Source organism: Candidatus Kirkpatrickella diaphorinae, assembly GCF_025736875.1.
Lineage (GTDB): Bacteria > Pseudomonadota > Alphaproteobacteria > Acetobacterales > Acetobacteraceae > Sorlinia > Sorlinia diaphorinae.
Window position 1 is genome coordinate 631,640 of sequence record NZ_CP107052.1, and the last position, 23,403, is coordinate 655,042.

18 protein-coding genes and 1 tRNA gene are annotated in these 23,403 nt (G+C 56.1%); 6 read left to right on the top strand and 13 right to left on the bottom strand.

Annotated elements, in window-relative coordinates:
- Positions 1-3: 3 nt before the first annotated feature.
- Complete coding sequence (glk, locus tag N5W20_RS02875; RefSeq protein WP_319807813.1) at positions 4-975, top strand: glucokinase; 972 nt, start codon at positions 4-6, stop codon at positions 973-975.
- Positions 976-1,148: 173 nt separating this feature from the next.
- Here the strand turns inward: glk and N5W20_RS02880 are convergent, their stop codons facing one another.
- The 5 genes from N5W20_RS02880 to N5W20_RS02900 all read right to left on the bottom strand — a co-directional run bounded on the left by N5W20_RS02880 (position 1,149) and on the right by N5W20_RS02900 (position 6,883).
- Positions 1,149-1,931: an N-acetylmuramoyl-L-alanine amidase gene (locus N5W20_RS02880; RefSeq protein ID WP_319807418.1), complete on the bottom strand. Its 783-nt coding sequence runs from the start codon at positions 1,929-1,931 to the stop codon at positions 1,149-1,151.
- Between the two features lie 455 nt (positions 1,932-2,386).
- Positions 2,387-3,778 (bottom strand): CotH kinase family protein, encoded by a 1,392-nt coding sequence (locus N5W20_RS02885; RefSeq protein WP_319807419.1) that lies wholly within the window; start codon positions 3,776-3,778, stop codon positions 2,387-2,389.
- The gene (locus tag N5W20_RS02890; protein ID WP_319807420.1) at positions 3,775-4,116 is read right to left on the bottom strand and encodes a hypothetical protein; all 342 of its coding nucleotides are present in this window, start codon (positions 4,114-4,116) and stop codon (positions 3,775-3,777) included. Before N5W20_RS02890 ends, N5W20_RS02885 begins: the two co-directional genes overlap by 4 nt.
- Positions 4,106-5,458 carry a tail fiber domain-containing protein gene (locus N5W20_RS02895; RefSeq protein ID WP_319807421.1) on the bottom strand — a complete coding sequence of 451 codons (1,353 nt, stop codon included), beginning with the start codon at positions 5,456-5,458 and terminating at the stop codon, positions 4,106-4,108. The genes N5W20_RS02890 and N5W20_RS02895 overlap by 11 nt, the downstream gene beginning before the upstream one ends.
- A 177-nt stretch (positions 5,459-5,635) precedes the next feature.
- Complete coding sequence (locus N5W20_RS02900) at positions 5,636-6,883, bottom strand: phage tail tube protein (RefSeq protein WP_319807422.1); 1,248 nt, start codon at positions 6,881-6,883, stop codon at positions 5,636-5,638.
- An 849-nt stretch (positions 6,884-7,732) separates the two neighbouring features.
- Between N5W20_RS02900 and N5W20_RS02905 the strand changes: the two genes are divergently transcribed.
- Both N5W20_RS02905 and N5W20_RS02910 read left to right on the top strand, forming a co-directional pair.
- Complete coding sequence (locus N5W20_RS02905) at positions 7,733-8,005, top strand: BrnT family toxin (protein ID WP_319807423.1); 273 nt, start codon at positions 7,733-7,735, stop codon at positions 8,003-8,005.
- Positions 7,965-8,222 (top strand): BrnA antitoxin family protein, encoded by a 258-nt coding sequence (locus N5W20_RS02910; RefSeq protein ID WP_319807424.1) that lies wholly within the window; start codon positions 7,965-7,967, stop codon positions 8,220-8,222. The genes N5W20_RS02905 and N5W20_RS02910 overlap by 41 nt, the downstream gene beginning before the upstream one ends.
- 173 nt (positions 8,223-8,395) lie before the next feature.
- On the opposite strand, the gene N5W20_RS02915 is transcribed toward N5W20_RS02910, so the two are convergent.
- A complete protein-coding gene (locus tag N5W20_RS02915) occupies positions 8,396-9,496 on the bottom strand; it encodes an XRE family transcriptional regulator (protein WP_319807425.1) in 1,101 nt (366 codons plus the stop codon).
- A gap of 1,048 nt (positions 9,497-10,544) precedes the next feature.
- Positions 10,545-10,618, bottom strand: a tRNA-Cys gene (locus tag N5W20_RS02920).
- 185 nt (positions 10,619-10,803) lie between these two features.
- Here N5W20_RS02920 and N5W20_RS02925 point away from each other — a divergent pair.
- On the top strand, positions 10,804-12,270 hold the full coding sequence (locus tag N5W20_RS02925) for a TolC family outer membrane protein (protein ID WP_319807426.1): 1,467 nt from the start codon (positions 10,804-10,806) through the stop codon (positions 12,268-12,270).
- Positions 12,271-12,421: 151 nt separating this feature from the next.
- Positions 12,422-15,112, top strand: a complete 2,691-nt coding sequence (locus N5W20_RS02930) for a valine--tRNA ligase (RefSeq protein ID WP_319807427.1) — start codon at positions 12,422-12,424, stop codon at positions 15,110-15,112.
- Between the two features lie 40 nt (positions 15,113-15,152).
- Here the strand turns inward: N5W20_RS02930 and ilvD are convergent, their stop codons facing one another.
- Complete coding sequence (gene ilvD / locus N5W20_RS02935) at positions 15,153-17,012, bottom strand: dihydroxy-acid dehydratase (protein ID WP_319807428.1); 1,860 nt, start codon at positions 17,010-17,012, stop codon at positions 15,153-15,155.
- A 189-nt stretch (positions 17,013-17,201) separates the two neighbouring features.
- Between ilvD and msrA the strand changes: the two genes are divergently transcribed.
- On the top strand, positions 17,202-17,747 hold the full coding sequence (gene msrA, locus N5W20_RS02940; protein ID WP_319807429.1) for a peptide-methionine (S)-S-oxide reductase MsrA: 546 nt from the start codon (positions 17,202-17,204) through the stop codon (positions 17,745-17,747).
- Positions 17,748-17,761: 14 nt separating this feature from the next.
- On the opposite strand, the gene N5W20_RS02945 is transcribed toward msrA, so the two are convergent.
- The 5 genes from N5W20_RS02945 to N5W20_RS02965 all read right to left on the bottom strand — a co-directional run bounded on the left by N5W20_RS02945 (position 17,762) and on the right by N5W20_RS02965 (position 23,329).
- A complete protein-coding gene (locus N5W20_RS02945; RefSeq protein WP_319807430.1) occupies positions 17,762-19,078 on the bottom strand; it encodes an ABC transporter ATP-binding protein in 1,317 nt (438 codons plus the stop codon).
- A 64-nt stretch (positions 19,079-19,142) separates the two neighbouring features.
- Positions 19,143-20,798, bottom strand: coding sequence for an ABC transporter permease subunit (locus N5W20_RS02950; protein WP_319807431.1), 1,656 nt, complete (start codon positions 20,796-20,798; stop codon positions 19,143-19,145).
- Positions 20,799-20,838: 40 nt separating this feature from the next.
- Positions 20,839-21,315 carry a dUTP diphosphatase gene (dut, locus tag N5W20_RS02955; protein WP_319807432.1) on the bottom strand — a complete coding sequence of 159 codons (477 nt, stop codon included), beginning with the start codon at positions 21,313-21,315 and terminating at the stop codon, positions 20,839-20,841.
- An 8-nt stretch (positions 21,316-21,323) separates the two neighbouring features.
- Positions 21,324-22,541, bottom strand: a complete 1,218-nt coding sequence (gene coaBC / locus N5W20_RS02960; RefSeq protein WP_319807433.1) for a bifunctional phosphopantothenoylcysteine decarboxylase/phosphopantothenate--cysteine ligase CoaBC — start codon at positions 22,539-22,541, stop codon at positions 21,324-21,326.
- Positions 22,542-22,543: 2 nt separating this feature from the next.
- Positions 22,544-23,329, bottom strand: coding sequence for a class I SAM-dependent methyltransferase (locus N5W20_RS02965; protein WP_319807434.1), 786 nt, complete (start codon positions 23,327-23,329; stop codon positions 22,544-22,546).
- Between the last annotated feature and the right edge of the window lie 74 nt (positions 23,330-23,403).

Genomic DNA, 23,403 nt, shown 5'->3' on the forward strand with positions numbered 1-23,403 from the left:
TTGATGCAGGAAGTAGTTGCGATCGATATCGGCGGAACCCACGCGCGTTTTGCGGTCGCGAAGATTGCTGACGGACGGGTGACGGAACTTGCGCCTGAAGTCACTTTGCGCACGGCCGACCATGCCAGCCTGGCGCTGGCGTGGCGGGCTTTCGCGCAGACTCAGAAAAACCCGCTGCCACGCCAGGCGGGCATCGCGATTGCGTGCCCGATCCAGGGCAATATTCTCAAAATGACGAATAACCCCTGGGTTATTCAGCCTGATAATCTCAAGCATAGTCTCGGGCTTGATGATTTTGTGCTGATCAATGATTTCGGTGCTGTTGCCCACGCCGTCGCCCAAGTGGATGACGCGCATCTGAAGCATCTCTGCGGCTCTGACGTGCCATTGCCAGAGACAGGGTCCATCACGGTTGTCGGGCCGGGGACAGGCTTCGGTGCGGCCTGCCTCCTGCGTCAATCAGGACGTTACGACGTGATTGAAACGGAGGGGGGGCATATTGATTTTGCGCCGCTCGACCGGGTGGAAGACCGCATCCTGACCGAACTGCGCGGGCGTTTCACGCGCGTGTCGGCTGAGCGTGTCGTATCAGGTCCGGGCCTGAGCAATCTTTATGAAGTCATCGCCGAGATGCACGGTGCGCCCGCCGCCATACGCCATAATCGGGAATTATGGGATCAGGCCATTCGCGGTAATGACGACATCGCCGCCGCCGCGCTTGAGCGCTTCTGCCTCTCACTCGGTTCAATTTCCGGCGATCTCGCTTTGGCTCATGGGGCGCAGGGCGTTGTGATTGCGGGTGGGGTCGGGTTGCGTCTTGCGGACCATCTCCCGCACTCCGGCTTCGCGGAGCGCTTCATTGCAAAAGGTCGTTTTGAGACGATGATGAGCCGTATCCCCGTCAAAATCATCACTTATCACCAGCCGGGCCTCCTTGGTGCCGCTGCGGCATACGCCAATCGGCGCCCTGGCTGAGCCCTCAGCGATGGCGCATGGCGATGCGACAGGGGCATCACCATTCAGGATGGTTTGACCTGACAGGGCGGCGGGGACGACACGGCCTTTTCGGAACGTTATGTTTTTCATGCATATGCATGGTGGTTCCTGGCATCGACACAGGACCGTGCGCCCCGACAAGTTAGCTGGGCTTATAAATCCGGATATTTTTCAGCGAGGGAGAGGATGATCGCGATCGTCTCATCATCGAGAACGCCATCATATTTTTCGGGGCGATAATGGAGTTGTACGGCGCGTATCAAACTTGTGAAGCCCGCTGACGTCGACGCGCCGGAAACGTCATATCCGAACCGGTTCAGAAGTTCGAGGATCATGCACCGACTTGGCCGCAGCATCTTCAGCCCGGATGCGGAAAGCACATCAAGGAATTTCTGCTTGTCCGCCGCATCGTACCATGTACCAATGCCTTCATCATAAAGCTCTTTCCACGGAAATTTCGGTCCCGGGTCACTTTTGCGGCTGGGTGCGATGTCAGAGTGGGCGACGACATTGCGCGGATCAATATCGGGGTAACGCTGCAAAATACTGTGCACGAGTTCCTTCACCGCCGCGATTTGCTTCTCCGGATAGGGGGGGAAGGTGAAGACGCCGTGATCATCCGTCGCCAGATTGACAATCTCAATGCCGATGGATGAGTGATTGAGGTTGTTGCGGCCGCGCCAGTAGCTTACTCCGGCATGCCAGGCGCGATCTTTTTCATCCACAAGATTGAAGATTTTTGTGTCCGTGTAACCGGCAGCCCGATAGGAGGGATCTGTCTCATCTGGTACGATGTAATGCACACTGACGAGAGGGCCGGTGAGGGCCGCGATTGAGCTCGCGAAATTCCCGGCAGTGTAATGGAGAACGAGAAAACGCTGCCGATTATCGAAACCTGAAACCGATCGATATTTATTATAAATAATTTCGTGCATATTATTATTCTTTCTCTTTTTTTTTGAAAAAGAAGTTGCGCGCAACGTTCTATCCGACGTGGAATGCCGGATAAGTTCCACCTGTCAAGCGTTTGAGATTGTATCTTTATTCAGGGGTACGCACGCGCGAGGTCCGAACCTGCAATGAGGTCGCCATCCCGCGCATGGAGCAGTCAACCTTCTGTCCATGTTTTTGAGGCAGAGGGGGACGGGATGCGGCGAAGATCAGGAGGAAACCGGACAAATTTGCGGACATTAACTGTCTCTTCCAATTTCTTGAAATCGATATTTTTACCGACGCTTCATTATAAATTGATTTTGATTTTCAGGCAACATCAATGCCCCGCCAATCACCGATCCGCACATATACTCGTCGTTTTTTCGCGTACTGAATGCGTGGTGCCGCTCCGTCTGAGAGAAGGGGGAGAACGTCTGGCCGCCGCGATGGGAAGGGGTCATCTGAGTTGATCCTGTTCCTGCGGGTATCCCCACTCCTGATCCATCCAGGCGACGCGCTGGCGGAACCAGTCAATAATGTAGGAGACTGTCCAGCGCCCATCATAGGGGATATCCACCCGGACTGTGTTATTGCCCCAGAGCGGCCAGATTTTGAGGTCATCCACCATCGAATCCCGGTCAATCAGGGCGATCTGGCGCAGGATGATCTTCTTCAGATTGTCAGTTGAGATGATCCCGCTTCCACGCAGTTCCGCCCATCTGGCACGCAGTTCAGGGCGGAGGCGGCGCGTAAGGATGTCCAGAAATCCGGGATCCTGATCAGCAGGATAACCACGCTGCGTGATCCACCCGATTTTATCCGGCGCGGCCTGGTTGATGTCCTGCCATGCCGACACCCCGAAGGCGCGGTCATGATCAAACGGCCAGATGCTCCACTTCTTCGCATCCCACGTGCCAAGGAAGAAATTATTCTGAAATGAATCATAGGACCCGGTCACATTGACCAGCAAAATATAATCGAGCCATGATTTCAGGTGCAGATATTGATGCATCTCCTGTCGCAACCGGGTTTCATCGGCGCGACAAGCCTGGAACCATCTGAACAGCCTTTCGCACGCCGCCTGCACGACGGGGGCTTTTTGTGAGATGTCATCCTGCTCTTCATAATCTTTGATTTTGGGGGATTGGATCGACCATCCTGTGCTGTCAAAATCACGACCCCAAAGGTCGATCAAATGCTCAGCCTGCATCAGGATGTGGTTACGATTGGAATCGTCCATTAGATAATCATCGTTGGTCGTGCGTGATCGCCAGACGACGAGTTGCTGGAATTTCCCGTTCCACCATAATTCACATGGCAGGCCATACGTGCTGAAGGACGCCGTCAGATGCATGCCGAGATCATGCTTGTCCCAATATTTATAAGCTGACATCGGCGCCAGGAGACGATCAGGGTGGGCATGCATCTGTCGCCACAGCTCGGTTGTGGTGGTTTCTCGCACCATTGTCCGATCCGTGCCGTAACCTTTCAGCGTGATCGTCGAGACGGGCGACCAGTCACCCATTTTCACATAAAGCTTTTTTCCGTTCGAGGGACGCCGCAATTTGAGATTGAAGTTTTTCTTCATCGCTTCCTGACTCGATTGGCCTTGCACATTGCGCAGGCCAACCGCACTGAAAAGCGGAAGGGTCCCGTCATAGACGGAAATGGAAACCGGAATATTGGAGGCGTTCGGGTCGGAGAAATCGCCATCGATTAGAAAGCGCATGACGCGGCGGGGCCGGTCGATGGTGACGGTTTTGAATTCATTGATGGCGGCCGGACCCCACGCCAGAACGCCATCATGTTCAACATAACCCGTTGTCGGAATTTTGACGTCCTTGCTCAAAACCCCATCCTCCCGAATATCAAGCCGGATTCATCAAATCGCGTCAGAGTCACGACGCTGATGGCCCCGGGGCGGCTGTCGATAAACGGTATCCGCCCTTCCACCCAATGCACATCAGAAGGCCATGTCGGTTCACACCCGCCATAGACAGGTTGCTGAATGACGAGCGTCATGGACTGGCGTTCTGCCGGATGGCCTTTTTCGATGGTGAGGGCGACATTCCCGGACAGGACCAGGCAGTAAACAATGTCGCCGTATAGCGCTTGCGGCAGATTTTGCGGACCCGACACGTTAAGGCGTGTCTTGACCGGCACGCCGTAACCGGGATTAGACGCCATGAGCCGCCTCCAACGCTGCGAGGCGCTTTTCCAAATCGGCCTGTTTCTGCTCCACAGCTTCCCGTTTCAGGCGCTCGCACACGCTCAGGAGCATTTGCAGCTCGGCGTAAATAAGCGCCTGCATCCAGATCGGCTGCCCATTTTCATCCAGGACAGGTCGGGTTTCATAACGATATTTCTGTACCGGGGGGGTGAAGGATTTCTTCTCACCCGTCTCCGGATTGACCGTCAGTTCCTGCGCCTGCATTTCTTCCGGGATTTGTACTTGCTCGTAACGCTGTTGCTGACTCCAGAGCGCCCAGTCCGCTGGGTCGAGACCCGCATGGAGCATGGCGGCTTCAACATCCTGGGCAACAACGCCGACATGGAGAGGGGCTTCCCGCGCTCCTTCAGTCATATCGGCTTTGTAACGGAAAAGCTTCGGGTGCAGAGCATCGTAAAAGGCCAGCAACTTGTCCCGATAGCTGGCATCAAGGTCGAGCAGATCTTCAATGACGCGCTTGACCTTGATATCCGACGTCATCTGCACATTGCCGGACAGATAGAGATTCCTGAAGCGGTTATCTGCCGTTCCCAGATCGGTAAAATCATTCGTGTCCGGTCCGAGCATGCTGCCGCGGAAGCTCAACGTGCCATCTGTCGCCTGCCCGGAGCCGCCACGCGCCACCCATCCCACATCGACGGATTTCGCGTGCGTGACATCATTATTCCAGATGAAGGATGTCGGCGCGCAGAAGTAGTTAAGATATTGCCAACTGCCGGAATCCGGCCTGCCGATCCAGACAGAAGCTGACGTTTTCGGTTTACCGAAATGAGCGTATCCCCAGCCGGAATAGAGCGCCGCGCCCCATGCATCCGTGTCGAGCGAGGTTGTGTATGTCTCTATATCGTAAAACCAGTGCCCCCCGACGCCGGAAGGCTTGATGTTGATATGAGACGTGCCGGCGCGCCCGGATGGGTCATTCCAGGTCTGCTGATAACCCTGGCCGATAATCGGCCGCGTAAAACGGCCCGTCGCGCCCTGGACCATGCCTTTCACCATCCCGGGCACCGCATCATGGTCCGGGATGTAAACGTCGGAAGATTTAAGGGCCCTGTCGACTTCCTCTAACGCTGACCCGGCAGCTTCCATCGCGTCATAGGCATTGGTGGCGGCATTCTGCGCCTTCTCCTGTGTTTCAGCGGCGAGCTGAGTCATGGAGGCGACGGCGCTGGCCAGCCCGTCAATGTTCTTCACGACATCCGCCATGGTTGAACGCGTACGGCCGCCATCTCCGGACACAGTATATTCATCAAGGACGAGGCCCTCAGGAGCACAGATATTTGAGTCGGAATTGGACATGATTTACCTCTCACGGCTTTTGAATCGCCGAATTTCTTGCTTGTTTTTGTGAAGAGCTTCTCAAAGCGGTCACTGCGTCAAAATCGCGCAGTCCGGCCGCTATCCACGATAAAATGGCGCCAACGCGCGGAAAGGCTTCCGTCACGGGCGAATGTCGCGGACGAAACCTGATATCGCCTATCCGATACGGTGCACGGCGATGGTGCCGCCGCCAGGATAGGGGTGCGCGGTGAAGGGCAGGCGCAAGATCATTGTCTTGTTTTTTTGATCAATCGGCGCTGTAAAATTGAAGAGCTGCGCATTGAGCAATATGAACTGGTAGCCCTTGCCTTGATCATCCACAATGCTGAAGGATATCTGCACTTTCCTGCCGGATTGCCAAAGTTGGATGAGCGCGTCATTGCGGAAATAAATCTGCGCTTCCAGCGTGACCTTCAATGCGCCAAACTGGATGCCCGCGGCGCCCATCCCGCCGAGTGCCTGATCCTGCGCGGCGCCATTTCGGGTAAGGGTGAGGGTCGCGGATTGGACGGCGCCATCATATGACGTCCCGTCAATGAAAAAGGCGCTGAAATTCCCGGCCTCCATGATGCGTGTCGTCGTGGCGGCCGCGACATATTCCAGGTTCGACACGTCTGTCAGCTCAAGATTCGCCCCGATAAAATCCATCTGAATTGTCGGCGTTTGCTGCGCCTGAAAGTTCAGCTGGATTTGCGAGACCATATTGCCGGTAAATAAATGATGGCGATCCGAGATTGTTTTGCGCAGGGCGAAGGTTTTCCCGACTGAACCATTCACAATTCCGACAGGGGTGTAAGTAAATCCCTGCGGACAGATAATCCTTTCCGTGATCGCCCGATCCGGGAAAAACTGCTTGAAATATGCCTCACCCGCCTGGCGTGAAAATGACAGCGTGTCGGTTGACGATCCGTGTTTCCCGATAATTCTGGTCGTGTAGGGCAGGATGAGTGTCAACTCGCCGAGAGCAATTTTGACCAGCCCGTTAACAGGCCAGTCCGACATGACGGAATAATTCTCATATGTCGAAAATTCGAAAGCCTCGTACGTCAATAACAGTGCCGGGAGATGGGCATCATCCGTCGCCTGGTAGGTCGTGCCTTCCGACCACTCTATCCCCATGATGGCTGCAATGAAATCATCATAGGTTTCATTGGACAGCAAACCGGAAATTGATCCACTTGTGCTTCGACCGGTGAGAACGGTCTCGGCCTCCTCCGGTATGGCGTTGATTTCATCAGGTGTCGCAGTGATGTCCTGCACGGCGAGTGTTTCACCAGCGTGGCGCAGGCGTCTGAAACCGTCTGAAGGGGCGACACCGAAACGGATTTCCTGCGCATAATCGAGTTGAGTGAGATTTGTCTGTTCACCCGCCGCGTAACCGGATGTCGGGCCAGTGATTGCCATTATTATTTTCCTTTTTGAAAAGACCGGAATTTTTTAGTTGCCGTGATTTGTCTGGGAGGCGGGCACGATGCGGGCGCCGGGAAAAGCTTCGCCTGCCGGTCAGACGGGCGTCATGGATTGCGTGCTAAACGGCTTCCGCCGCGCGCGACTCATGATTTCGATAAGCATAGGGGCTTGGACGGCTCTACGAAATTCGGAAGCGCCGATTGGACTGGTTGACGTCAGACACTGTCAGGACGCATTTGCGACGTCGAAACCTGACATTTTCCCGACATTTCCCATCGGGAGTGCAAGCCATTTGGCCATTCTTGGAGTGGCCTTAGCTGGATTGACTTTGGCATTAAAGTGATGGCCCTTGCGGAAGCACGATGGCCTCAGCCGGTGACGGGCGCTTTTTCATTCGGGATCCTGGCGCGCAGAACCGGTTGATACCGGGATGGCGTCAAGATTTCGAAATAAACGGCTTATCAGGATGATTTACGGACGCTGAAACGGTAAAATCCGCCTCGGCAGGGGCCTTAACTGTGGTATTTAAGGGGCAGGCCTATCTTGTCATAGAGTACTTCGAAGTCGGGCCAACGTCAACTCTTCTCATGTCACGATAGTCGTCTTGACGCCTTACCCGGATGATTGCCGCAGACAAACAGCAATTCCACGAAACAAACGCGCGTCTGAGGCACGGTGGAGTTTCAAGAGGGAATGGCTCAACCAATCGCATGTATTGCCGTTGGATAGAGGGAATCCAGAATCGCGCTCCTGTCCTGCCTGCAAATGCTTCAGCCGACGGCTATTCATTTTTGTCGTTACAAAAAAGATTGACTCCTGATTATAATGTAGCTACATAAAATAATGCGCATCACATTCGATCCCGCGAAGCGAGAGAAGACCTTGAGCGAACGAGGCCTCGATTTCCGTGATGCCGCGTCGGTGTTCTCGGGGCGGACTGCGACCGTCGAAGATACGCGTTTTGATTATGACAAGCCTCGCTTCATCACCGCCGGGCATTTGTCAGGACGTCTTGTTGTGATCGTATGGACACCAAGGGGTCAATCGCGGCGCATTATTTCAATGAGGTATGCACATGAGAAAGAAACAAAGCTCTGGTCAGCCCGAATTGCGTGACCCGGACGATGCGCCCGAACTCACGGACGCATTTTTCGACGCCGCGACCATTCGCGAAGGGTCCCGCATCGTCCGCCGCGGCCGCCCGCGTAAGGAGACAACGAAAACTCAGGTCACGTTGCGCCTGGATGCAGACATCGTCGAGACCTATCGCCAGCAAGGCCCGGGCTGGCAGTCACGCATCAACGCCGCACTGCGCGCGACGCTTGGGCGTTGAGCGGGACGGAGGACAGATCGATCTCTTGGAAGGTGGCGCGATGAAACGATCGCGTTAGAAGCAATACGCTTACGCACAATCGAGGCGCTTGAGGCTTCTTATATAGCTGAGCGACTAAAATCCATATTTCTAAACGTCGGTATTCAAAGGGCCGGATCCTTAGGCTTGACAAATCAAACGACAGTCAGGTGTCGCTTACTTTTTTCGGGGGCCGCAATCTTACCGACCAATCCGAACACAAGCTTTTCGACCTCGTCGTGAGGCATATTGAGGTGTCTAGCTAAATCTTCCTTCGTCATCTTTCTGGACCACATATCTTTCAAAACTTTGTCCCAGACCACGGATGTCTCTCTTTCGATGCCTTCGGCCTCGGAGGTTCGATACCCAGATCGACTTAAATCAATACATAGCGTCCGATACTGCCAATCGCTGAGCATTTTTAATCGATGAAGTCGGCGTGTTAGAGCCATAGCAGAGACTTTCCAACGTTTTTTCGCGTCAATGATGCGTCGCGCGTTGATGAAATTCCGTGGGATCACCGCTTTGACATCGTGCTCCGGCATTAAAAACGCAGATGCGAAACGGTCGGCGTCAATTTCTTCCGACTCACTACCATTGTTGGACTTCGATCTTCCCGACTTAGGAAGATCACCATGTTTGTGCAGAACCAAATGCCCTAATTCGTGACCACAATCGAAAATGCTGCGTTCTGGAGTTTTGAACGTGTTGAGAAAAATGAACGGTCTTTCGTTACGCCAGAAGGAAAACGCGTCGATCGACTTGTTTTTTTCCTCAAGCGACAAAATGCGAACGCCTTTTGATTCGAGTAGTCGGAGAACATTACCAATGGGTCGATCACCCAAAGCCCACTCTTGCCTTAAGTGGCTTGCAGCGGTCTCCGCGTCTCCGATAAGTCTGAGATCAGGAAGGGATGGTTTTGGCAAATAATATTCTTGCTCAAGCCAATCATAAATCTCCAATCCAAGCGATCCTGCCCAAAGTGCGGCATTGCGTTGCGCAGCGTTCATTTTTTTCATGCTGCGAAAGCTAACAATATCTGTTTGGAGCTGCTCCGGCGCTTCTTTGAAGAAAAAAGCTTCTGGGTAATTCAAAGTTTGAGCAAGGCGAGCCAAAGTGTCTGACGACGGAGATTCAGTTGGGCCACTTTCCAAGCGCGAAATCGTGACCGCATTGATGCCGCTCAGCTCAGACAATTGGCGACCGGTCAAGCCGCGGCGTTCGCGAGCAAGGGTCAATCGCTTACGGCAAAACATGATTAGTTTTCCCGGCGGGATACCTCGATATCAAAATCGTCCAGCGGAGATTCATCTCGTCTCTCAAAATCAAAATTCTCTGTGTCAATATCTGAGCCGTCGCTGACGAAGATGCGCTTTGCCATCGAGATATACGATCCTGCCTTTAAGACTGGAAGAGAAACTTCGACAGCTCCTTTCCTGTCAACCATAATGAAATAGACCGGCTTTCGTTTCTCAGCTTTTGGCTGGTAAAGCGGTAATTCGATACCGACTTTTGTAAAAAAAATTTAACTCACAAAGCGTTTCGGAAGCTGGACCCTTCCTTGAAATTGGTTGAGGACATATGTACCGATTACAAGCTTGGGTGACACTATGATATCCGACCCTAATACCCGACTCCACGTGGATGATGGTTTCAATTCCCCTCTTACGATCAGGAATCCAACCTAAAACGCAGTAAATCTCGCGAGCCGTTTCAATCCCGGTATTGTAAGCGTTCACGCCCGGTGCGGTCCGAGGAGCCAAAGGGCTCGTGTTTAGATAGTGACCATACGATCTATCTCGAATGGCGAGGACACCCTCTTTTGTCAAATGAATCTCACGAAGTGCTCGTTCGACGTCGTCGGGATCATCTATGATAACTTGCTCGCGCACCTCCTTGAACATCGATTCCCACCTTGCTTATATTTCATCCCACAATTGTGGTCTGAAAAATTAGTGCTGTCAAGTTACGGCAATGAGCTCAAAGCAATTTCGATCTAAGACACTTTGATGCACCCATGAGCGCTGCCAAGGTAGGCAATCTGAGCGCCATCACGTTGGCGGCCCAGATGACTCTTCACATGGCCCGGTCATTTTATGACCGCAATTGCTCCCGCCGTCGCAATGTGCCGAAGGTTGAAGAAAGCATCAAGGGTGGGGCGCGCCGCGTTGCTGAGAGGCCTTGCTTGGGAGAGATCCGCTCTTACGGCGTTTTGATGTGACAAAATAAAACTGTAAAACAGCGCACCCAAAACTGTAAAACAATTTCCTAAAGTGCTGAAAAACCCGCATTTTTTATGCAAGGTGGAGGTCCGGGCGGGAATCGAACCCACATTGACGGATTTGCAGTCCGCTACATAGCCATTCTGCCACCGGACCTCGGCTGTGGCGCCTATATCTCTTTATCTCCCGTCACACGTCAAGGGCAAAACGCGTTGATCGTGGTAGGGGGCGCCTTTTTCGTTTTCCTAATGTTGCGGGCGTAGTATGGTCCCTGTCTCGCTATGGTGGGTTGCTTTGTAGCGGGTTATGCTGGGTGACGGACATAGGGGCACGACAGGATCATGATGCGCGCGGTAAAGCCGACCACGTCAATTAGTGTTGGACTTCTGGCAATATGCAGCTCAGGGACTGCGCTGGGGCAGACATATGATGGCGCGGGCTCGCCGAAATTCATCCCCCATACTTTGCAGGAAGCCCTCGCATCGGCATACCTCACAAACCCCACTTTGCAGCAGGAGCGCGCCAAGCTTCGTGCAACGGACGAGCAGGTGCCCGAGGCCCTCGCGGGATGGCGTCCGACTATTCAGGCAAATCTCGCAGGCAGCTATTATAAGGGTTTCAACGCTTACGGGGCGCAGTCCGCGTCACCCGGTTCCCCCTTCGGCACACCGGCGTCGAACCGCTCCTACGCCACGCCAGGTTATTCCGCCGGTGTGACCATTCAACAGCCGATCTATCAAGGTGGCAAGACCACAGCGAAAACCCACCAGGCGGAGAATACCGTCCGTGCGGAACGCGCGCAGCTTATCGCGACCGAGCAACAGGTTTTCCTCGATACAGTCGATGCTTATATCGGCGTGGTGCAGGCGGAGCAGCTTCTTCAGATCAACATGAATAATAAGCGCGTCCTCTCTCAACAGCTTGAGGCGACGCGTATCCGTTTCCGCGATGGTGAAATCACCAAAACAGATGTCGCGCAGGCGCAGGCCGCCGTGTCCTACGCTGAAGCGAATCTGCGCAATGCGGAGGGCAGCTTGCAGGCGGCGCAGGCAACTTATCTGCAGGTCGTGGGCATCCCCGCCGCGCCAAACCTTAAAGCGCCGCAACCTCTGATCATTCCGTTAAAAAACGAAGCTGAAATCGTGCGCATGGCGGGGGAAAACAGCCCGAACGTCATCAACTCCCTTTTCATGCAGGCAGCGAAGAGGGACGCTTTTTCGGTCGCGATGTCGGCGCTGATGCCGCAGATTTCCGCAACGGCAGCCTATCAGCGTGTCAAAAATCAGGGTTATGGCAGCCTTGAAACTGATAATAAATACGCCTTGCTGACGTTATCCCTCCCGATTTATCAAGGTGGCGCGGAATATGCGGCTGTGCGCGAGGCGCGGCAGGAATATCTGGCGGCGCGCCGCGCAACCGATGTGGAACGTCGCCGTGCCGCGCAGCTCGCCTCGGCAAACTGGCAGCAAATGCGCGCTTATCGCGACTCTCTCACCAGTAACCGTGAGGCGATTTACGCCAACGTGGTTGCTTTGGACGGGATTGAGCAGCAGGCCGTTGTGGGCACAGCGACGACATTCGCCGTTTTGCAGCAGCAGCAGACACTTTTACAATCTCAGACGGCCCTTATCCAGAATCTCGCCGGGCTCGTGAAATCATCCTATACGGTTGCCGCCGCGATCGGACGCCTGACAGCCTCTGACCTGAAAATCAATGTGCCCCTTTATGACGAGAAGGCCTATTACAAGGCCGTGCGGCACAAATTATGGGGCATCAGCGACGTTGCCACCCAGCAGCCAGGTCGTTGATGGCGTCAGGCCCAGTGTTTCGGGCCAAATTCTAATCGGCCCGCACCCCTTATTAACGCTTTATCCATCTCGATACCTGTTTGCAGGGTGCCATAAACGGGTTTTTTTGCTATGGGCTCGCTGTTGACGTCGCCCACTCTATAGGTATGCCATGCTGGACAAATCCTTTGATCCTTCCAAATTTGAAGCGCGCCTTTACAAGGAATGGGAGGATGCCGGGTTTTTCAAAGCGGACCCCGCAAAGGACGGGGCGGCCTTCACCATTATGTTTCCGCCGCCCAATGTGACGGGTTCTCTCCATTTCGGCCACGCACTTAATTTTGCACTTCAGGACATTATTATCCGTGCAAAGCGTATGGAAGGCCGCAATGTGCTTTGGCAGGCCGGCACGGACCATGCCGGCATCGCCACACAACTCGTCGTCGAGAAAGCACTTGCAGAGGAGGGGCACTCCCGCACGGCGCTCGGTCGCGAGGCATTTCTGCGCCGCGTCTGGGACTGGAAGGAAACTTACGGTGGCACAATTGTCTCCCAGCTTCGTCAGCTTGGTGCCTCGGCGGACTGGACGCGTGAGCGCTTCACGATGGATGATGGCCTTTCCCGCGCCGTGCGGGAGGTTTTCGTCACGCTTTATGAGCAGAAACTGATTTATCGGGATCGGAGGCTCGTCAATTGGGACCCGGTCTTCGGCACGGCGATATCTGATCTTGAAATCGAGAACCGGGATGTCAACGGTTCCATGTGGCATATTGCCTACCCGTTGAAAAATGGCGGGCGGATCACCGTGGCCACGACACGTCCGGAAACGATGCTGGCTGATATGGCGGTTGCGGTGCATCCCGATGATACGCGTTACCGCGAGATGATCGGCCAGACCATTATCCTGCCGCTCGTCGGGCGCGAGATCACCATCGTTGCGGACACGTATTCCGACCCTGAAAAAGGGACGGGGGCGGTGAAAATCACCCCGGCGCATGACTTTAATGATTTTGCACTCGGTCGGCGTCATAACCTCGCCATGCCGAGTATTTTTGATGCGCAGGCTGCCGTCTCCCTTGACGAAATTGCGGGTGATCTGCGCGACGTACAGGATGTCACGGACACTGCTTTCGTCAGGGAGCTGGCGGGCGTTGATCGCGTTGAAGCGCGCAAGCTGATCGTCGCAAAATTGGAGGAAATGGGTTTCCTCGTCAAAGTGGAACCGCACCGCCTGAGCATACCGCATGCCCAACGCGGTGGCGCCGTGGTGGAGCCTCGCTTGACGACGCAATGGTTCTGCGATGCTGAGACGCTGGCGCAGCCCGCGATACAGGCTGTTGAGGATAAATCCGTAAAATTTGAGCCCCAGCAATGGGAAAACACGTTTTTCGCCTGGATGCGGGATATCCAGCCCTGGTGCATCAGTCGCCAATTATGGTGGGGGCATCGCATCCCGGCATGGTATGGCCCCGATGGCACGGTCTTTGTGGCGCATGACGATGTGGGCGCATGCCGGAAGGCCCGCGCGCATTATGGGCGTGACGTGGCTTTGACTCAGGATGAAGATGTGCTGGATACCTGGTTCAGCTCCGCTTTGTGGCCCTTTTCGACACTCGGCTGGCCGGAGAAGACGGCGGAGCTGGCGCGATATTACCCGACCAGCGTGCTTCTGACCGGCTTTGATATCATCTTTTTCTGGGTGGCTCGCATGATGATGATGGGGCTGCATTTCACGGGTAAAGCGCCCTTTGAAACAGTTGTCATTCATGGGCTCGTGCGTGACGAGCACGGCCAGAAAATGTCAAAAAGCAAAGGTAACGGGCTGGACCCGCTGGAGCTGATCGCGGAATATGGCGCGGATGCGACGCGCATGGCGATCTGTGCGCTGGCGGGGCCGGGCCGCAATATCCGCTTCGGGCGCAAGCGCGTTGAGGATTATCGCAGCTTCATCACGAAACTATGGAATGCGGCGCGTTTCTGCGAAATGAATGGCGTCAAGGCGGACCCGGCTTTTGACCCCGCTGCGGTGCAGACCCCTTTGGCAAAGTGGCTTCTGGCAGAAGCCGATATGGCTTTAAGCGCGGCGCAGCAAGCGCTTGATCATTATCGTTTCGATGACTATGCGGGGCAGGCTTATCGCTTTGTCTGGAACATTTTCTGCGATTGGTTCCTTGAGTTTGCGAAGCCCTTCTTTACAGGTGAGGATGTTGTTGCGCGGGGAGAGATCCAAGGCGTTGCGTCTTACGTTCTGAGCAGAATTCTCACGATATTGCACCCGGTCATTCCCTTCGTCACCAGTGTGCTATGGGAAAATCTCGGCCATCAAAATGCATTGCCCTCTGAAGCCGGGCCAAAATTCTCGGAGAATGCGCAGAGTGACCCGGCGATTGACGAAGTCCGGTGGATTATCGCGCTGATCTCGGAAATCCGGGCTTTGCGGGCGGAGATGAATGTGCCGGCAGGTCAGAAGATCGCGGTGTTTCTGCAGGAAGCGGGTGCAGGAATCCCGGCACGCATTGAAGCGTGGCGCCCCGTTATTGAGAGAATGGCGCGGCTTGAGACAATCGACATGCTCGATGGTGCACCGCCTGGTTCGGCCGCGCTCAGCGTCCTGCAGGGCGCGACATTGGTCATGCCCCTTGAGGGCCTGATTGACGTGACCGCTGAGAAAAACCGCGTGGGGAAGGAAATTGAAAAAGCGCGCAGTGAGCTGGAGAAGGTCGAGAAGAAGCTCGCCAATGCGGCCTTCATCGAGCGCGCGAAACCTGAAGTCGTTGAGGAAAATCGCGCCCGCGCGGCGAGCTTCGCGGATGATATCGCCCGTCTGGAAAAAGCCGTGGCCCGCCTGAACGCGATCAACTGACGCGCGGGCAAGTCTCCCTCCACATGCGTGTGCCCTGCTTTTAATCGCGTTTGGGTGAAGGGGTGAGGGTGGTGACATCCCGCACCGCACCATGCGCGGCACTTGTCGTCATAGCGGCATAGGCTTTCAACGCGCCCGAAACATGGCGGGAACGCGCGGCCGTCCAGGCTGCGGGACCGCGTGCTTCCATACGCGCCCGGCGCGCGGCGATAACTTCGTCACGCAACAGGGCCTTCATCCGGCGCTGCGGAATGTCGATTTCGATCTGGTCGCCTTCCTCCAGCAAAGCAATCAGCCCCCCTTCAGCCGCTTCGGGCGAGATATGGCCGATCGACAGGCCCGAACTCCCCCCCGAGAACCGTCCATCCGTGATCAGGGCGCAGGTTTCTGCGAGGTTTTTGGATTTAAGATAACTGGTCGGATACAGCATTTCCTGCATACCCGGCCCGCCGCGCGGCCCTTCATAACGGATGACCACCACATCCCCATGCGTGATCCGCCCCCCAAGAATAGCGGAGACAGCATCTTCCTGACTGTCAAACAGGCGCGCCGGGCCGGAGAACGTGAGAAGCTTTTCCGCAACACCAGCCGTTTTGACGATGGCCCCATCTTCCGCCAGATTTCCATAAAGCACAGCAAGCCCTCCATCCTGGGAAAAAGCATGGGCGCGATCACGTATGACGCCGTGACTCCGGTCAAGGTCAAGGTCGTGATAAGTGCTCGCCTGCGAGAAGGCCTGCGCACTGCGCACCCCGCCCGGCGCGGCAAGGAAACGCATTCTGGCGGCTTCATGACCATTGACAATGTCCCATGCCGCGAGGCTTTCCGCCATGGTCGGCGCGTGGACGGTCAGGGCCTCCCGGTGGATCAGCCCTGCGCGATCAAGCTCCCCTAAAATGGCGGGCACGCCGCCTGCGCGGTGGACATCTTCCATATGCACATCCGCTTTGGCGGGGGCGACTTTGCAGATATTGGGCACAAGGCGGGAGAGGCGATCAATATCCTGCATCTGAAAATCAACTTCCCCCTCCCGCGCGGCGGCGAGGAGGTGCAGCACCGTATTGGTTGATCCCCCCATGGCGATGTCGAGGCTCATCGCATTTTCGAAAGCCTGCTTATTCGCGATGGACCGGGGCAGGGCGCGACCATCATCCTGCTCATAATAACGTTTGGCCAGATCGACGATCACATGTCCGGCCTGCACAAAAAGCTCTCGCCGCGCCGCATGGGTCGCGAGGAGACTGCCATTACCGGGAAGGGAGAGACCCAACGCCTCGGTCAGGCAATTCATCGAATTTGCGGTGAACATGCCGGAGCAGGAGCCGCAGGTCGGGCAGGCTGCCTCTTCAATCGCGGCGGAATCCGCGTCGGACACATTGGGGTTGGCCGCGGCGACCATGGAGTCGACGAGGTCCAGCGCATGATTAATGCCGGGCCGGTTCAGCTTTCCGGCTTCCATCGGGCCGCCGGAAACGAAGATCACGGGTATATTGAGTCGCAGGGCGGCCATGAGCATGCCCGGCGTGATTTTGTCGCAGTTGCTGATGCAGACAAGCGCATCGGCACAATGCGCATTGACCATATATTCAATAGAATCGGCAATCAGCTCACGGGATGGCAGGCTGTAAAGCATCCCGCCATGGCCCATCGCGATCCCGTCATCAATCGCGATCGTGTTGAACTCCCGCGCGATGCCCCCGGCTTCCGCCACAGATTGCGCCACGATCTGCCCGAGATCACGCAGATGAACATGGCCGGGCACAAATTGCGTAAAGGAATTGGCGATGGCGATCAGCGGCTTGTCAAAATCCGCATTCGTCATCCCCGTCGCGCGCCACAGGGCACGTGCGCCGGCCATGTTGCGGCCATGAGTGGTGGTGCGGGAGCGATAGACGGGCATGAGCAATCCTCGGCGATGTCTCCTCGCTGAATTGATCAAACCAGCCAGGCAGGGCATGTCATGATGACGTTTGACGCTGATAATACCGTCACCGCCATGAAGCAAGTCACATCCGATTTAACGCTTGTAAGGTGCAGGGCGGATGGCGCTATCCTTACTTGGGATTAAGAGAAGTAAAGGGAGGGGTGGATGCGCCGATCTGAAATTGCGTTATTCGGGAATGGTTGTTTCTGGTGCACCGAGGCGATCTTTCGGAAGCTGAAGGGCGTTGAAAGCGTGCTGCCAGGTTATGCAGGCGGACATATGACGCACCCTGACTACAAATCCGTCTGCACGGGTGAAACGGGTCATGCGGAAGTGCTGCAGGTCGTTTTTGATCCGGACGTCATCTCTTACCGTCAACTCCTCCAGATTTTCTTTCTAACGCATGACCCGACCCAGCTTAACCGCCAGGGAAATGATGTTGGCACGCAATATCGCTCCGTCATCTTCGCCCTCACGCCGGAGCAGCGCGTCACGGCGGAGGCCGCTTTGCAGGAGGCGAAATCTCCCGCATTATGGGGCCCGAATGTGGTGACAGAGATCAGCGGCCCCGCCCATTTCTGGGAGGCGGAAGCCTCTCACCATGATTTCTTCGCGCGGAACCCGTCAAACGCCTATTGCAATGCGGTCGTCGCGCCCAAACTGCAAAAAGCGCGACGGCAATTTCTGTCCCTCATGCGTGACGATGTCTGAGACCGCGACGCGCTTTAATCCGGGTCAATGAGACGGAAACGATCTGTCTCTTCATCGAAATCATAGAGGTCCCCGTACCGGCCCCAATTAATGGCCGTTTGTAATGTCTGCGCGGCGTAGGAGGAGGACATCGTCTCCCGCATGGCTTCCAGGAAGGTGCTTTTTTCAATCACGTGAGAGGGCGCCTCATCCAGAGCCGCGCGAATCTGCCGGATGAGCGGGACGGTATGGAGGAGGCTGGTCCCGATCATATCCTTGCGTCCGTCATGATCGCTTAAAACGAAGCGGCTTCCGAGGTCAGTCAGGATGATGTCGCCATCTTCCAGCTCCGCCAGGCCTAGAAGATGGAGCGAGTCGCCGATCGCGAAGAGATCATCCAGCGACATTTGCAGGCTTGTCGCAAGCGGCGGTAGATCCGCGCGCCCATTGAATGGCTCCGCCGCGACGGCCTCCAGCAACCCGACGAGAAGCGTGACCGGTATGGCGGGCAGAACGACCGAAGGCGGTGCCTCCATTTTCTGGAGCCCGGATTCCTCCACGGGCAATTCAGCCTCGGAGACGATCGGCGTGCGGCGCGTCAGGATCGTGTAAATATGGTCGACAAAACCCTGATACGCCATGTCATTGCGGTTACGCGGATGCATGAAGGGCACTTCAAGCTCATGCTCAATCTGCCCCGGATTGGATGAGAAGAGCAGAATGCGATCACAGAGGAGGACGGCCTCCTCAATATTATGCGTGACGATCAGGATGGAGCGGGTGGGCAGGCGCTTTTCCGTCCAAAGGGAAATCAGATCGGTGCGGAGATTTTCCGCGCTGAGGACGTCGAGATCCGCAAAAGGCTCATCGAGCAGCAGAACTTCCGGCCCCATCACGAGGGAGCGCGCAAGACTGGCGCGCAGCAGCATGGATTTCGATAATTCATGCGGCATCGCGTTTTCATAGCCGCCCAACCCGATCAGGTCGATCATGCGTTGTGCCCGCGTCTCACATTCCGGCGGCGGGAAACGCTGGGCCTGCAAACCGAGCATCACATTTTCCGCGACGGATAACCACGGGAAGAGGGCGAATGACTGCAAAACGATGCCGATATGCGGCGTCGGGCCGTTAAGCGCCTGATCTTTCCAGTAAATATCTCCGGTGGTGGGAGGGATCAGCCCCGCCGCGATCCGCAGAAGGGAAGATTTCCCCGACCCGGCACGGCCAACAATACCCACAATTTCATCAGGATAGAGGTCAAAGCTGATATCTTCCAGGAGGGAGATATCTTTATGACCCTCATTATGAAAGGTTTTGCTGCAATCGCGAATGGAGAGAAGCGGTTCCATCATGATGTTTTCTCTCTTTCATCCTCAATTTGGCAAAAGGACGCTGATATGATGGAGCGCGCGCGCATCAGGCCGCCTCCGAAGGATCTTGTTCGATCAGGCGGACACAGAGCCACGCAGTGGCGGTCACGAGCATGACGAGCATCAAAGTTACGGCCACATCACCGCGCGTCACGGCCTGGATCAGATCGACGCCCAAAGCGGGAGCATGGGTAGGGGCGTGGAGGGCCACGATCAATTCCGCCAGAAGGGCGTTATGCCACCCCATCACCACGCTGTGCGCCAGGTTCTGACGCAGTGAGGGCGTGACGCAGGGCAGAAACACTTTCCGCCACCATAAGATACCGCGCATATTAAGGTTGCGCGCAACCTCCAGCAGGTCGGTCGGGAATTGTTGAAAGGCCTCAAAACAATGCACCGCAACCCCCGCCTGGGTTGAAAGAAAAACGAACAGGAGCGTCAGTGTCAGAGGCGGGAAATCATTAGTGGGGAGAAGATCCGTCAGAAAAGGAAAAACAAGAAATGTCGGGAAGAGCGTCCAGAATTTCAGAAGCCGCGGGATCGGCCGATGCGCCGCGACCCGCCTGCGCATCAAAACACTCAGAGGCAGCCAGATCGCCAACGCAATGGCCGATGCCAGCAGGACGATGAACGCCGTTTCAGCGAGGGAAGCGAAAATCTCGAGCGGAATATGAAAGGGGGGAAGCGCAAACCTGTCAAACCCGATCATCAGCCCGAAGATCACAATCAATATCGCGGGGAGCAGCTTCGCACGTGTGGGCGGCGTGGGGTCATGCGTCAGGTCAAGGTGTTGTGCCACTTTCGTGCGCCGCAGACGCCGATTGGCAAAGGAAAGCGCCTGACGGTGCAGGAATTTCAAAAGGAGGCTGGAAGCTAATCTGCGATGGAAAAAACTGTAAAAACGACTCTCCTCTACAAGTGAAGCGGTTTGAAGCCGGAAGCGCTGAGACCAGTGTCGCGCCGGGTTGATCACCATCCATTCGAAACCGAGCACAATGATGGCGGTGGCGATCAAAGCGCCGACCCAGACTGATGCGTGGCCCTCCGCAAAACCGTTCCGCAGCAAGCTGCCCAGCCCCAGTGAAATGACGTGACTTTCCCGGTGTGAAAGAATGAACTCCCCGCCGATCAGGGTCAGCCACGCCAGCGGCATGGCCGCACCGAGCGCGGCGATAATGCCGGGTGTGAGGATGGGGGCCTTGCATCGCCAGAACATCTGCCAACGCGTCAATCCCAATGCCCGGCAGAGTTCAATCAGGGCAGGGGGCGCTTCCGCCGCCGCGACGCGCGATGCATAGCCGATCTGGACGGCGAAACTCGTGGCGGTGGTGAGGATAATCGCGAGATCATAATTGATGAAGGCGAAAATCACGATCAGCCCAATAAAGGGCGCACAACGTAAAAGGTCGAGCAGTGCCGACAGCGTCACGCCCATAATATGGCGTCGGCGTGACAGTGATGTCAGGATGAAGGAAACGGGCAGGCTGATCAGAAGCGCCATGACCATGCGCAGAAGCGTGACGAGGAAGGCGGAGAAGACCTCAAGCCCCTCCGCATCCATCGGGGCGGCATTTTTCGGCGGGAGAGCGGCAGTTTGCCGCGGCAACCATGCAAGCAGAGAAAATGAGATGATGAAAAGCGCCGCCGCCCATAAAAATCCGAGAAGCGGATCCGCCTTGAGTCTCGATCGGTGCGTTTTCATCAGCGTTCACCGCTCTCCCGGTTGACATCACGTCATGGTTTCAATGCGCGGCGCCTGTGCTCCCGAAGCCCCCTTCGCCGCGCAAAGTCTCGTCGAGAGACGTCACTTCCTGCCATTCCAGACGCGTCACGGGTGCGACGATGCCCTGCGCGATCCGCATCCCGCGTGAGATGACAAAACTCTCCGCGCCGAGATTGATCATGACGATTTTGACCTCACCCCGATAATCCTCATCAATCGTGCCGGGCGTGTTGGGCAAAGTGATGCCGTTTTTGAGCGCAAGGCCGGAACGCGGGCGAATCTGCAATTCGTATCCGTGCGGCAATGCCAGTTTGAGGCCCGTCGGGATCAGGGCGCGCGCCCCGGGCGCGAGGACAAAATCCGCCTCAATCGCCGCGATAAAATCAAATCCGGCCGCGCCGTCACTGGCGTAACGTGGCAGGGCGAGCCCCGCCGCATGTGGCAGCCGCACGACGCGCACCTTGAGGCCGCTTATCATGTCTTGAGTTACAGGCATGGAAGACCTCATACTGAATGGGAAGTTCTTGCGCGAACCGCCTGGACGGCGCGCTGCACGAGACGCGCGGCCACCTCCTCCTTCGGGAGATGGGGCCAGGTCTCGGTGCTCGTTTCATCGATGATCATGACGGTGTTGTCATCCTGCCCGAAAGGGGCATTCTGCGCATCGACACCGTTCGCGACAATCCAGTCGCAATTTTTCCGGGTGCGTTTCTGCGCCGCATTCTCCTGAACATCATCAGTTTCCGCTGCAAAACCTATGACGAGAGGGGGGCGCGTCGGGCCTGGTTGTGAAATCGATGCCAGAATATCGGGGTTTCTGACCAAAGCGAGTTGCAGACGCTCTTCCTCACCCTTTTTCAGCTTGTGCGCCGAAGGTGTTTCGAGGCGCCAATCCGCCACGGCAGCGACACAGACAGCGATTTCAACCGGGCCAACATGCTGGCACGCGTAAAACATTTCCTCCGCTGTGGTCACATGGATGCGTGCCACATCTTCAGGGGCAGGGAGTGATGTTGGACCACTCACCAGCGTGACATGCGCACCGCATTGCGCGAAGGCGGCCGCAATCGCGTAACCCTGCTTGCCGGATGAGCGATTGGCGATGTAACGGACCGGGTCAATAGCCTCATGGGTCGGCCCGGCCGTGACAAGCACGCGCAGGCCGCTGGCAATGTCCGAAATCTTATCCGCGCGGGTTTCACGAATGGTCTGCACGAGTTCTTCCGGCTCAACGGCGCGGCCCGGGCCATATTCGCCACAGGCCATGTCGCCTTCCTCTGGCCCGACAAAGCGCACGCCGCGCGCCGTCAGGGCGTCAACATTTTGCTGCGTTGCCGGATGGTTCCACATGCGATGATTCATCGCCGGCGCGACAAGAATTGGCTTGTCCGTGGCGAGGAGGATGGTCGAGGCGAGATCATCCGCGAAACCATGATGCATTTTGGCAAGGATGTTGGCGGTCGCGGGATAGACCACGATCATATCGGCGTCGCGGCTCAGGGCGATGTGCCCGATACGGCTTTCTTCCGTCGGGGAAAAAAGCGCGGTGTGCGGTTCCGTGCCCGCCAAAGCCTGCACCGAAAGCGGCGTCACAAATTTGAGGGCGCCCTCTGTCAGCACGACATTGACGTTATGCCCCTCTTTTTTGAGCAGGCGGATCAAAGCCAGCCCCTTATAAGCGGCGATCCCGCCTGTGATGATGAGGAGAATGCGTTTCGCCATATTTACAGGCGCCAACCCGTATGGATCGCGGCGATGCCGCCCGTCAGATTTTGATATTTCACACGTTCAAACCCGGCTTCCCGCATCATATTGGCCAGCGTCTCCTGATCCGGGAAGGTGCGGATGCTCTCCGCCAGATATTGATAGCTCGCCGCATCCTTCGCGATCATCTGACCCATGCGCGGCAAGACCTTGAAAGACCACAAATCATAGATTGTGGACAAGGCAGCGACTTCAACATGGGAAAATTCGAGGCAGCAGAAACGTCCACCGGGCTTCAAAACCCGAAAGGCCTCAGCCAGCACCGCATCTTTCTGCGTGCAATTGCGCAGCCCGAAAGCCATGGCGACGCGATCCACGCTGCAATCGGGCAGGGGGATGGCCTCCGCATCCACGACGCAGAACGACATTCTGCCCGTCAGCCCGCGTTCAGCCGCGCGCTCCTCCCCGACACGGAGCATCGATTCGTTGATATCTGTCAGTATGGCAGGGCCACCGCCATGGCGCAGCCAGCCGAAAGAGATGTCACCCGTGCCGCCAGCCAGATCAAGCAGCGTCATATCGGGCCGTGGCAGAAGAGACCGGATGAAAATGGACTTCCAGACACGATGAATGCCGAGTGACATCACGTCATTCATGACATCATAGCGCTTCGCGACACTATCAAACACACCGCGTACCAGAGGTTTCTTCTCATCCTTGCGGACGCTGCGGAAACCGAAATCCGTCACATCATCATCAGGCGTGCCGATGGGCGGGGGCGTGTCATGTGCAGATATCTCTCTCATAAGTGTCTTTAATATCGTGTTGCGCGCCCGGATGCCAGTGCCATATAGAAAGCCCCTGCAGGGCGGGCGAAGCG